Genomic DNA, 11,492 nt, shown 5'->3' on the forward strand with positions numbered 1-11,492 from the left:
ATGCGCATTTTAGGAATCGACCCTGGCATTGCGATCGTTGGGTTTGGGGTTCTGGATAAGCAGGGTAGCCAATTGCGTCCCGTCCAGTATGGAAGCATTCAGACAGAGGCAGGCTTGCCTGTTCCGCTTCGCCTGAAACAAATTTTTGAAGCGATGCAAAGCTTGCTGGAAACGTATCGACCAGATGAAATGTCAGTAGAAAAGCTGTTTTTCAATAAAAACGTGACAACCGCCTTCACCGTCGGGCAAGCGCGCGGCGTCATCCTGCTCGCGGCAGAGCTTGCTGGGGTGCCCGTGTACGAATACACGCCGATGCAAGTCAAGCAGGCGGTGACCGGGTACGGTGGGGCAGAGAAGAAGCAAATCCAGGAAATGACCAAGCTGCTCTTGCGGCTGAAAGAAGTGCCAAAGCCGGATGACGTGGCGGATGCGTTGGGGATTGCGATTACGCACGCACAGTTTAAGGCGTTTATCTCCATCTCGGAAGGAGTTCAAAAATGATTGATTTTGTGGAAGGGACACTTTGTTACCTGGATTCAGAATACATAGTCGTAGAGACTGGAGGGATCGGGTATCGCCTGTTTTGTCCCAATCCGTACCAGTTCGTTCGCTACGAGGGCAGCAAGACGAAGCTGTATACGCACCATCATGTCCGCGAAGACGCGATATTGCTCTACGGCTTTGCGACCCGCGACGAACGCGATTTGTTCCGCAAGCTGCTCGACGTGAGCGGCATCGGGCCAAAAGGCGGCCTGGCGATTCTCGCGGCTGCTACACCTGAGCAGCTCGTGATGGCCGTGCAACAAGAAAATGTGACGTATTTGACCAAGTTCCCCGGGATCGGCAAAAAGACGGCACAGCGCATTATTCTCGATCTCAAGGACAAGTTGGTCGGCTATACGCCATCGGCGATTTTGACTGTCGCAGCCGGCGATCTGACGGCAGGCGAGCAGGCGGTATCCGCGTTGAACGAAGCGCTCGACGCCTTGACGGCGCTCGGCTATTCGGATGGCGAGCTGCAAAAAATCAGAAACGCGCTGTCGGAGAAATCCAAAGAGGGCGAGAGTGTTGAAAAGCTCATCAAGCAAGGGCTTGCCCTGCTCATGAGGGGGTAGGATTTTGGATCAGCGAATTATTACGACGCACATGAACTGGGAAGAGGATGCTGCGGAACTGAGCCTCCGTCCCCGTTATTTGAATGAGTACATCGGACAGCAGCATGTGAAGGAAAACTTGAAAATTTTCATCGAAGCGGCGAAAATGCGCAAAGAGTCGCTGGACCACGTCTTGCTGTACGGGCCGCCCGGATTGGGAAAAACGACGCTTTCGCAAATTATCGCCAACGAGCTTGGCGTCAACATCCGCACGACATCCGGGCCAGCCATCGAACGCCCTGGTGATCTGGCGGCGATTTTGACCAACTTGCAAGAGGGCGACGTGCTGTTTATCGACGAGATACACCGACTGAACCGGAGCGTCGAGGAAGTGCTGTACCCGGCCATGGAGGACTTTGCGCTCGACATCATCATCGGAAAAGGGCCAAGTGCGCGCAGCGTTCGCCTCGACTTGCCGCCGTTTACGCTGGTGGGAGCGACGACGAGAGCAGGGATGCTTTCCGCTCCGCTCCGCGACCGATTCGGCGTGGTCAACCGGCTGGAGTTTTATACGGTTCCCGAGCTGACGTTTATCGTGTCGCGGGCTGCTGACATTTTGCAAGTCATCATTCGTGAGGGCGGGGCAGAGGAGATTGCCAGACGCTCGCGTGGCACCCCGCGCGTGGCGAATCGTCTGTTGAAGCGCGTGCGCGATTTTGCTCAGGTCAAGGGCGAGGGCGTCATCACGACAGAGATTGCGCAAGAAGCGCTGGAGCGGCTGCAAGTAGATGCATGCGGACTGGATCATATCGACCACAAGCTGCTGCTTGCGATTATCGAGCGCTTTGACGGCGGTCCGGTCGGACTGGATACGATTGCCGCCACCATCGGGGAAGAGGCGCAAACGGTAGAAGACGTTTGCGAACCGTATTTGATGCAGATCGGCTTTATGCAGCGGACGCCGCGGGGACGTGTGCTCACCCCGAGTGCGTACCAGCATTTTGGGCGGGAGATGAAATCGTGAATCCAATAGCCAAGCTACTCGTCATCGGCGGGGCCGTCCTGATCGTCATCGGCTTGTTGTGGCAGGTGGGCGGACGCTTCTTGCCTTTGGGGCGCCTGCCGGGAGATATCGTCGTGGAAAAGGAAAACGTCAAGTTTTATTTTCCGATTGTGACGTGTATTGTGATTAGCGTCGTCCTGTCGCTTCTGATGTATGTCATCCGGCTTTTCAAGTGAGAGCGCTTCTCTTTTGCACATGTAGAACAAAGCTTACGCCATCGGAGCTGGGTGCCCGATGGCTTTTTGCGTGCAAGCGGATTGGTCCCATTTTGGGAAAAAGGGCAGGAAAATCTCCAGTGATTGTCGAAAAAGATGGGAGCGCATGCCAATTTTCGACGAAATCAGGAGAAAGGAAGGACGTTGGACGACATGAAAAAGAAGTGGATGGGGAAAGTCCTTTCGGCGGGTCTGATCACAGTGGCTCTCCTGGGAGGAACAGTACCGACTCAGGCGGCTGGCGACAACAATATCCGGGTAGCACTTTTTGTGGATATCGGAAAAGGATACAGGGGAGTAGTCCCTTCTGTTACACTTACGGCTGAAAAAGGGATGGAAGTGACGTTGACAGGCCCGGAAGGCAAAATAGAGCTGCCTGAATTAGATGGAGACGCTGTCCGCTACCGGGTGGACGAGTACCATCTGGTTGTAGCGCAGACTTCTGACTGGAATCAGGCGCAGCAAATCGCTCAACTCATGAGCCAGAAAAAATACGAAGGCTCGATTCAAGTGGTCAATCGGGGCGGACAAACGCTTTATCAAATCGTAAGCGGCACGTACGATACGTATCAGGCCGCAGCTGCACAGGTGGCGGCAGTAGCACAAGCGACAGGCCAGAAGCCGATCGTTCAAGGCCCTCTTCGCTTGGAAGCTGGTCAGTTCAAGAGCTTGAGCGAAGCGCAGAAGTGGCAAGAAGCTTTTGAGCAAAAAGGAATCGCGGCTTATCCCGTGCTTTTGTCCAACGGCGAGAAGGTCAAATACGCGGTATGGATCGGCGACGAAGTCAGTCAGGAAGCGCTCTCGTCCCTGGCGCGCAAAGCGAGCAATGCGCTGCCGAACTTTTCTTACTCGGCACCTTCGAGCCAATCTTACGTCGTGCTGAAGCAAGACGTATTCGGATCGCCGGACGAGCCGATCTGGAAGTACGTGTTCTCGCCGCAAGCCAAGCTGACAGTAGAGGCGAAAAAGGCGGACGGCGAATCATTGCTCGGGGTCGTGGAGCGCGATCAGCGAACATACCGGGGGGAGATGGAGCTGTCGGAATACAACGGTCATCTGACGGTTGTGAATGAACTGCCGATGGAACAATACTTGTACGGCGTTGTCGGTTCGGAAATGGCTCCGGGCTGGCCGCTCGAAGCGCTGAAAACACAGGCGGTGCTGTCGCGCACTCGCGCCTTGTGGCAAGGAAACAAATACGGGATTGCCAATGTCTCCGATACGGTGATGGAGCAAGCCTATTACGGATATGGAAAAGAGTCGGAAGACGTTCGCGAGGCGGTCGATGAGACAAAAGGAGAAGCCATTTATTACCAAGGTAACCTGGTCGAATCGTTGTTTTATTCCAATGCAGGCGGGATGACAGCGGACGGTACGGAAGTATGGGGCAATCCCGTTCCGTATTTGCGTTCGGTGGAAAGCGATGACGCGCTGCCTGTAGACGGTGTGAATGCGTGGTATCGCGTGCAGCTTGCAGATGGCTCGATCGGCTATGTCCGCGGCGACCTGATCAGAGAAAGCGGCACAGATGACACGGGAGCGAGGATGGCTGTCATTACGACAGAAAATACGAATCTGCGTCTGGGACCAAGCACGGCGACCCGGGTTTTGTCTACGTTGCCGAACGGAGCGGAAGTGACGATTCTCTCCCAAGAGGCAGAAGAGAATGCCTACGCGTGGACGCGCGGGCCTTTTACCTCGGCTGAATTGACGGCGATGATCAATGCGAATCAGGACAAAAACAAGGCTCCCCGCATTCCCGGGAACGTCACCAGTCTGAAAGTGACGAAGCGAGGACCATCGGGACGTGTCATCGCGATGGAGGCAAACGGCATTCCGATCAAGGTAACGGCACCGGATGCTTTCCGTTCGATCTTTTCCCAGGGCGGTACGGCATTGCGCAGTACAAAATTTGACGTAGAGGTAGTCAAGGGTGGACAGTTCCTGTTCCGCGGAAACGGTTTCGGGCATGGACTGGGTGTATCGCAATACGGCGCTCGTGCCATGGCACAGGGCGGGTATGACTATCAGCAGATTTTGCAACACTATTACCAGGATGTGACAATCGACTAGCAAGCTTTTGCCACATGAACTGTCATTAAAGGAGTAACGAGTCGTGGACGTGCAACAATTTGATTTTGATTTGCCGGAGCATCTGATTGCCCAGCATCCTTTGGAAGACCGGACATCATCGCGGCTGCTTGTTTTGGACAAACAGACGGGGGCGATTGCGCATCAGCGGTTTACCGATCTGATCGACCATTTGCAGCCCGGAGATGTACTGGTTATGAACGACAGCCGTGTGCTTCCGGCCAGACTGATCGGGGAAAAGGCCGAGACGGGAGCGAAAATCGAGATCCTGTTGTTGAAATCGCTGGGAGACGATCGCTGGGAGACGCTGGTGAAGCCTGGAAAGCGAATGAAGCCGGGAACCGAGGTCGTTTTCGGAAACGGTCTTTTGCGCTGCGTATGCGAGGAAGCGACGGAGACGGGCGGACGGATTGTTCGTTTTTTGTACGAGGGAATTTTTTACGAGATTCTCGATCAACTGGGATCAATGCCGCTGCCGCCGTACATCCATGCGCAGCTCGAAGACAGCGAGCGCTACCAGACCGTCTACGCGAGGGAACGGGGATCGGCGGCAGCTCCGACTGCTGGCTTGCACTTTACGAAGCCGTACTTGGAACAAATTGCGGCCAAAGGCGTACAGCTTGCTTACGTGACGCTGCATGTGGGGCTAGGAACGTTCCGGCCTGTGTCGGCTGATTCTGTCGAGGAGCACGTCATGCATGCCGAGTATTACGAGATTCCCGAAGAAACCGTGGAGCTGGTGAACAAGGCAAAAGCGGAAGGAAGAAGGGTCATCGCCGTCGGGACGACTTCGTGCCGGACGCTGGAGACGGTCGGCCGGGCCAACGAAGGCAAGCTGGTGGCTGCGTCCGGCTGGACGGACATTTTCATCTATCCGGGCTATACGTTCTCGATACTGGACGGACTTTTGACGAATTTCCACTTGCCCAAATCGACACTCGTCATGCTGGTCAGCGCGCTGGCAGGCAAAGAACATGTCATGAATGCGTACAAGACGGCAGTTCGTGAGGAATACCGCTTCTTCAGTTTCGGAGACGCCATGCTGATTGTCTAAAAAACGCCACATCCCACCCGCATAAGTGCACACTTATAAGTCGGGTGGGTTTACTTCACTCTCAAGTTTTCTTATAATAGGAAAGACTTACATACATAGCTTGAGGAGTGCGACAATTTGGCTGTACGTTACGAATTAATCAAAACATGCAAGCAAACAGGCGCCAGGCTCGGTAAGCTGCACACTCCGCATGGGACGATCGACACTCCTGTCTTTATGCCAGTCGGCACGCAGGCGACAGTCAAGACGATGAGTCCCGAAGAGTTGAAGGCGATCGGAGCGGGCATTATCCTCAGTAATACCTACCATCTGTTTCTCCGTCCAGGGCATGAAATTGTCCGGGAAGCTGGCGGACTGCACGGCTTCATGAACTGGGACCGTGCCATCCTGACCGATTCTGGCGGATTTCAAGTATTCAGCTTGAGCAACCTACGCAAGATTACGGAGGAAGGGGTTTCCTTCCGTTCACATCTTAACGGAGAAAAGCTGTTTATCGGCCCTGAGGAGGCCACACAGATCCAAAACGCGCTCGGAGCCGATATTTTTATGGCATTTGACGAGTGCGCCCCTTATCCTGCGGAGTACGATTACGTGAAAAAGTCGATGGAGCGCACAACCAGATGGGCAGAACGCTGCCTCAAGGCACATGCGCGGCCAAACGATCAGGCGCTTTTCGGAATCGTGCAAGGCGGGATGTTCAACGACCTGCGCGAGCAGAGCGCCAAAGATCTCATTTCCATGGATTTTCCAGGTTATGCGATTGGCGGTTTGAGCGTGGGAGAGCCGTTCCCCTTGATGTACGAAGTGCTGGAACATACGGTTCCGCTGCTTCCTGCAAACAAGCCTCGCTACCTCATGGGAGTAGGATCACCTGACGCTCTCATCGACGGAGCGATCCGCGGCATCGACATGTTTGACTGCGTACTGCCGACGCGGATTGCCCGCAACGGGACATGCATGACAAGCCAGGGAAGACTGGTGATCCGCAATGCGAAGTTCGCGCGAGACTTTACTCCGCTCGACCCGAATTGCGATTGCTACACCTGCAAGAACTACACCCGCGCTTACATCCGCCATCTCATCAAGGCGGAGGAGACCTTTGGCATTCGTTTGACCACCTACCACAATCTGCATTTCCTTGTGAAGCTGATGGAGCAGGTGCGACAAGCGATTGCGGAAGACCGCTTGCAAGATTTCCGGGACCAGTTTTTCGCTCAATATGGATTGGGTGAAGATAGATCTTTTTAATCGAGGGGGATTTTCATGGAAGGCTTGACACAGTTTTTACCGATTATCATCATGTTTGCGATTTTCTACTTCTTGCTGATTCGCCCGCAACAAAAGAAAGCAAAACAACGCAACGCCATGCTGGCTGCTGTCAAAAAAGGTGACAAGATCGTAACAATCGGCGGCATGCACGGCACCATTCAAGAGTTGACTGACGATACAGTGACTCTGCGCATTGCCCACAACGTAAACGTTACATTCGATCGCGGTGCGATCAACAGCGTGACATCCGCAAGCAATGAGCCGGCGAAAAGCGAACCAGCTAAAGTCGAATTGGAAAAAGAAGAATCCAAATAAAGCAAAGAAAAAGCAGGTGGGGAAAATCCCGCCTGCTTTTTTCTTGGACGCATAAGCTTGTTAGCGTCTGGGCTTGAAATTTTTCGGCTTTTGGCTGGAGTTGGCGGAATTGACGCCGAGAATGCCGCCCAATGCTGCAACTCCGAACGCACCGAGCAAAAAGAGGAACGTTCCCCATTGCATCGGGGCATCGAATCCCAGAAAACCGATCAAAAGAATCAGGAGAAAATAAGAAAATCCGGTCAGACCCCCGTAGTACCAGCCTTTGCCGCCACAGCGCTTTCCGGTGACGAAGCCGCCGACCAGAAGAGCAACCGCATTGATGATGTACGTAAAATAAGGCAAAGAGCCTTCGCGCATGCTGGTGAAGCTCAGAAGCAAGGTTGCGAGCAATGCCCCGAACAAAACAAGTCCTGTCGTGTACAATAGACCTGTCAGCACAGAGGTGGATGCACTCCGCACAATGTTTACCCCCTCACTGATCAACTGTTTGTACCATCTATATGAATGGCCTGGCCGCTCTATTCATCTTCGCGTTGAACATTAGGAGGAATTTTCGTATGATGGATGGGGAACGAGACGGGGGTGAGGAAGGTTGATCAAAACGTACTTTTATAACCACTCAGAGCAGAAGATGTTTCATGATGTTGATCTGGCGACAAAAGATCAATGGTTGAAATCTCCGGAGGATTTGCTCTGGATCGATCTGTATGATGTGGGGAACAATGAACTGCCCTATATTGCCAAGATCTTCGACTTTCACCCACTGGCAATTGAGGACTGCCTGCACGTCAGTCCACGTGCCAAGGTAGACAAGTACGATGATTACTATTTCTTCGTTTTTCACGCCCTGCGTTACAATGAAGAAAGCGATGACGAGATTACCACGGTAGAACTGAACGTTTTTCTCGGCCCTAATTACATCGTGACGATCCACAAATCCCCGATGAACACGATCGGGCGGATCGCAGCCATGTGTCACCGCAACAATTCCTATCTGAACCGGGGTCCCGACTATTTGCTGTATGCGATTGTCGACGGGATTACCGACGAGTATTTTCCGATTATCGATCGGATTAGTGTGCGGATTGACGAGCTGGAGGACGAGATTTACGAGCATCAGATGGAGGAAATTACGGAGGAGTTCCTGGCGCTGAAGCGGACGATTATTTTGATCAGGCGTGTCATCATGCCGCAAAAACGAATCTTCGCCAATGTGAATGGCCGCTTCTCTTTCGATATTTCCGAGGAAAACGTTCCGTTCTACAGCGACTTGACCGACCACCTGGAGCGGATCTCCGACTCGACAGAGACTTTCCGCGACCTGGTGAACGGTGCGCTCGATACGTATTACACGATCATCAGCGCCAAGACGACCGAGACGATGCGTGTACTCACGATCATCTCCACCATCATCCTGCCGCTTACGTTTATCACCGGGCTTTTCGGGATGAACACATTCGCCTGGCTGGGTGAGGAGGCAGAGCCTTACATGCTGATCGTAGCGCTTGTGATCATGCTGGCGATGACCTTCTTCATGCTGCACATTTTCCGCAAACGAAAGTGGTTGTAATTGGAGCTAATAGTTGCAAGCTCCCTGCCGAACAATAATATCAAATGTTCGATAGGGGGCGGCGGGAAGTGGAAGATATTTCAACTGTCATGTTGCGCACCCTTTTCTCGTATTTTTTCCTCCTGATCTTGCTCCGCATCATGGGCAAGCGAGAACTGGGAAAGCTGTCCGTTTTTGATGTGGTGATTTCCATTATGCTGGCTGAAATGGCGGCTCTGGCGATTGAGGATGTAGAAAAGCCCGGGTTGCGCTTTTATTTGCCGATGTTGCTGATTGCCGTTCTGGAAATCGCCATGGCGTATCTCTCGTTAAAGAGCAAGAAATTTCGCGATGTGGTCGACGGTTCAGCCGATATGATCATTGAAAACGGGCAAATCCGAGAGCAGGCGATGCGCCGCAATCAGTTGAACATGGATGACCTGATGGTACATCTGCGGCAAAAAAACGTGAAAAATATTGCGGATGTCGAGTTCGCCCTGCTGGAGCCTACCGGGCAGATGAGCGTCTTTTTGAAGCCGGAAAAAGAGCATCTCACCCGTGGGGATATCGAACTGGCTAAAGAAGAACATATCGGGCCGGTTTCATACAAAGGCTTGCCCATTCCGTTGATTCTGGACGGCAAAGTCAGGCAGGAAGCTTTGCAAAAGATCGGGCAAAATCAACTGTGGCTCAAGCGGGAAATTCGCAAATACGGGATCAAGGACATCCGGGAAGTTTCCTTTTGCAGCATTGACGAGCGAGGAATTATGTACCTGGATAAAAAAGACAAGCCGCTACACTAGGTGTTAGCGGCGAGGGAAGAAGATGGCGAGCTGCTCTCCGATCCAGGGAATCCGGCGGACGTCCTGTTTGCCCAGGACGCGCATGGCGACCAGAAGGAGCAAATACAGCAAGCTGCTGATGGACGCGCTGGCGAGAAGCAGCTTGGCCGTCGAGGAATGCAAGAACAGGTGATCCGCCATGTATGAGCCGAGGTAACCCATGGCCAGCATGGCGATCCCAATTTTTCCGAACTCCCATACATCGACGGTAAATCCGATTTTTTTGATCAGGCTGGCAAAGTGCAAAAGGGTGCCCAATGTGATGCCAATATTGGTCGCAATGACGGCGCCGTGAATGCCGAAGGTCGGTTGGGCTGTAAAGACGAACATGGCGGCTGTTTTGATTACAGCGCTGATCAGCGTATTTCGGAAAACGACCTGGGCGTAGTCAAGACCTTGCAAGGCCGCTGCGAGCGGGGCCTGGAAAAAGAGGAACACGGAAAACGGAGCCAGCTCCTTGAGCAAGACGCCGACCTCTCGATATTCGCTGCCGTAGAGCAGTGTACATAACGGCTCCGCAAAAATAGTAAGCAGGACAGTACATGGTGCTCCGATTACGAGTGTGATGCGCATCGCTTGATAGATGCGCCGATGCACGAGAGGAGCATTTTTTTGATAGGCGGCCTCTGCTACAGCAGGAACGAGTGAAACGGACAAGGAATAGGTTAAAAAAGTGGGAAAAAGCAGCAGAGGTACGGCCATACCGGCAAACTGTCCGTACAATCCCGTTGCCGTGGCAGTCGTATACCCCGCGATGACGAGCGCAAGCGGTACGAGCATCGGTTCCAGGACGTAGGCGATCGAACCGATGATGCGGCTCAACGTGACGGGCAGAGCGACGTGAATCAGTTGGGAGATGTTTGTCTTGCTGGCAGAGACAGCTTGCAGAAACGGTCTTTCCAGAAGTTGCGCAGCAGCTTTTTTGCTTCCTTTGCGATATTGCCAGAGAATGTAGAGGAGTCCGGCGGCTTCCCCGAAAATAATGCTGGCGACTGCACCGGCTGTGGCATACTCGATCCCTGCGGACAAAAACGACATGGTCATGACGACGACCAGCGCCATGCGGGCCACTTGCTCCAGCAACTGGGAGATGGCGGTGGGGATCATGTTTTGCTTTCCCTGGAAGTATCCGCGCAGCACGAGTGAAATACTGGAGATCGGAATGACCGGGATGGCGGCGAGCATGACGATATGGGCGCGAGGGTCCGCGAATAGAGCGCCCGCAATCCAGTGGGAAAACAGCAGGAGCAGCGTGCAAACCAGCAAGCTGATGCCGCCAGCGACTGCGAGGGCGAGCAGCAAGTAGCGGCGGGTCATGCGCGGATTGTTAGCTGCCTCGGTTTCCGCCACTTGCTTGGCGATGGCGACAGGCAGACCGAATGTCGTCACCGTGATCAGAAAGTACAACAGGGGCACGACCATTTGATACAGCCCCATTCCTTCCGCTCCGATGATGCGTGAAAGCACGATCCTGTGAGCAAAGCCAAACACTTTGGTGATGCCGCCAGCAATGATGAGGATAACCGTTCCGTAAAAGAATGACTGTCTCATGGAAGGCTCCTTTGCAAGGAAAAATTCACTCAGTAAAGAATATGGACGTGCCGCTGTCGGCATGACTACTTTGAGGGGGAAACGGGGATGGACCAAGCGCAAAAACAGGAATGGTATGGGCAAGTAGCAAGTCTTTGCCAGAGCAAGGCCGAGGAATTTGCCTTGTTGGGCTACGAAAACGTGGATGCCAAGGACATATGGGAATGCGTCACGAACGGGTACAAGGAATTTCCCCCGATGCACCGTCTCGTCAACGATATTTTGTCTCTGAAACCGAACAAGTACATGAACTATCTCATGATTCAAATGTATAAAAATTCTTAGTGAAACTTCCAGCCTCCCTATTCGTATAAGTAGCATGCTCATTATAGATAAGGGGTTGGTTACCATGGTTCGCTCTTCCAGCAATAATTGACACGTTTTTTCATACTTCGCTATAATGGGCA

At 53.1% G+C, this 11,492-nt stretch carries 13 protein-coding genes; 11 read left to right on the forward strand and 2 right to left on the reverse strand.

Annotation, left to right across the window (positions count from 1 at the left end):
* The 8 genes from ruvC to yajC all read left to right on the forward strand — a co-directional run bounded on the left by ruvC (position 1) and on the right by yajC (position 7,101).
* A complete protein-coding gene (ruvC, locus tag NST23_RS09280; protein WP_063230198.1) occupies positions 1–501 on the forward strand; it encodes a crossover junction endodeoxyribonuclease RuvC in 501 nt (166 codons plus the stop codon).
* On the forward strand, positions 498–1,115 hold the full coding sequence (gene ruvA, locus NST23_RS09285; RefSeq protein ID WP_122964210.1) for a Holliday junction branch migration protein RuvA: 618 nt from the start codon (positions 498–500) through the stop codon (positions 1,113–1,115). Before ruvC ends, ruvA begins: the two co-directional genes overlap by 4 nt.
* A 4-nt stretch (positions 1,116–1,119) precedes the next feature.
* A complete protein-coding gene (ruvB, locus tag NST23_RS09290) occupies positions 1,120–2,118 on the forward strand; it encodes a Holliday junction branch migration DNA helicase RuvB (RefSeq protein WP_122964209.1) in 999 nt (332 codons plus the stop codon).
* On the forward strand, positions 2,115–2,333 hold the full coding sequence (locus tag NST23_RS09295; protein ID WP_063230201.1) for a DUF2905 domain-containing protein: 219 nt from the start codon (positions 2,115–2,117) through the stop codon (positions 2,331–2,333). The genes ruvB and NST23_RS09295 overlap by 4 nt, the downstream gene beginning before the upstream one ends.
* A 183-nt stretch (positions 2,334–2,516) precedes the next feature.
* Positions 2,517–4,445, forward strand: coding sequence for a SpoIID/LytB domain-containing protein (locus NST23_RS09300; RefSeq protein WP_122964301.1), 1,929 nt, complete (start codon positions 2,517–2,519; stop codon positions 4,443–4,445).
* A gap of 43 nt (positions 4,446–4,488) precedes the next feature.
* Complete coding sequence (gene queA / locus NST23_RS09305) at positions 4,489–5,517, forward strand: tRNA preQ1(34) S-adenosylmethionine ribosyltransferase-isomerase QueA (RefSeq protein WP_173597464.1); 1,029 nt, start codon at positions 4,489–4,491, stop codon at positions 5,515–5,517.
* Between the two features lie 117 nt (positions 5,518–5,634).
* Positions 5,635–6,765 (forward strand): tRNA guanosine(34) transglycosylase Tgt, encoded by a 1,131-nt coding sequence (tgt, locus tag NST23_RS09310; RefSeq protein ID WP_063230203.1) that lies wholly within the window; start codon positions 5,635–5,637, stop codon positions 6,763–6,765.
* A gap of 15 nt (positions 6,766–6,780) precedes the next feature.
* On the forward strand, positions 6,781–7,101 hold the full coding sequence (gene yajC, locus NST23_RS09315) for a preprotein translocase subunit YajC (protein ID WP_063230204.1): 321 nt from the start codon (positions 6,781–6,783) through the stop codon (positions 7,099–7,101).
* A 60-nt stretch (positions 7,102–7,161) separates the two neighbouring features.
* Here the strand turns inward: yajC and NST23_RS09320 are convergent, their stop codons facing one another.
* Complete coding sequence (locus tag NST23_RS09320) at positions 7,162–7,563, reverse strand: TIGR04086 family membrane protein (protein WP_122964207.1); 402 nt, start codon at positions 7,561–7,563, stop codon at positions 7,162–7,164.
* A gap of 133 nt (positions 7,564–7,696) precedes the next feature.
* Between NST23_RS09320 and corA the strand changes: the two genes are divergently transcribed.
* Together corA and NST23_RS09330 are read left to right on the forward strand one after the other, a co-directional pair.
* Positions 7,697–8,674 (forward strand): magnesium/cobalt transporter CorA, encoded by a 978-nt coding sequence (corA, locus tag NST23_RS09325; RefSeq protein WP_063230206.1) that lies wholly within the window; start codon positions 7,697–7,699, stop codon positions 8,672–8,674.
* Between the two features lie 44 nt (positions 8,675–8,718).
* The gene (locus NST23_RS09330; protein WP_217365236.1) at positions 8,719–9,456 is read left to right on the forward strand and encodes a DUF421 domain-containing protein; all 738 of its coding nucleotides are present in this window, start codon (positions 8,719–8,721) and stop codon (positions 9,454–9,456) included.
* Positions 9,457–9,459: 3 nt separating this feature from the next.
* Here NST23_RS09330 and spoVB read toward each other — a convergent pair whose 3' ends face one another.
* Complete coding sequence (spoVB, locus tag NST23_RS09335) at positions 9,460–11,046, reverse strand: stage V sporulation protein B (protein ID WP_122964205.1); 1,587 nt, start codon at positions 11,044–11,046, stop codon at positions 9,460–9,462.
* Positions 11,047–11,133: 87 nt separating this feature from the next.
* Between spoVB and NST23_RS09340 the strand changes: the two genes are divergently transcribed.
* Complete coding sequence (locus tag NST23_RS09340; protein ID WP_122964204.1) at positions 11,134–11,370, forward strand: post-transcriptional regulator; 237 nt, start codon at positions 11,134–11,136, stop codon at positions 11,368–11,370.
* Positions 11,371–11,492: the final 122 nt, after the last annotated feature.

Origin of the sequence: Brevibacillus sp. FSL K6-0770, assembly GCF_038000275.1 — a bacterium.
Taxonomy (GTDB): Bacteria; Bacillota; Bacilli; order Brevibacillales; family Brevibacillaceae; genus Brevibacillus; species Brevibacillus parabrevis.

Coding starts and splice junctions, on each gene's coding strand:
- ruvC (WP_063230198.1), top strand. CDS start 1: ATGCGCATTTTAGGAATCGACCCTGGCATTGCGATCGTTGGGTTTGGG.
- ruvA (WP_122964210.1), top strand. CDS start 498: ATGATTGATTTTGTGGAAGGGACACTTTGTTACCTGGATTCAGAATAC.
- yajC (WP_063230204.1), top strand. CDS start 6,781: ATGGAAGGCTTGACACAGTTTTTACCGATTATCATCATGTTTGCGATT.
- NST23_RS09330 (WP_217365236.1), top strand. CDS start 8,719: ATGTTCGATAGGGGGCGGCGGGAAGTGGAAGATATTTCAACTGTCATG.
- spoVB (WP_122964205.1), bottom strand. CDS start 11,046: ATGAGACAGTCATTCTTTTACGGAACGGTTATCCTCATCATTGCTGGC.
- NST23_RS09340 (WP_122964204.1), top strand. CDS start 11,134: ATGGACCAAGCGCAAAAACAGGAATGGTATGGGCAAGTAGCAAGTCTT.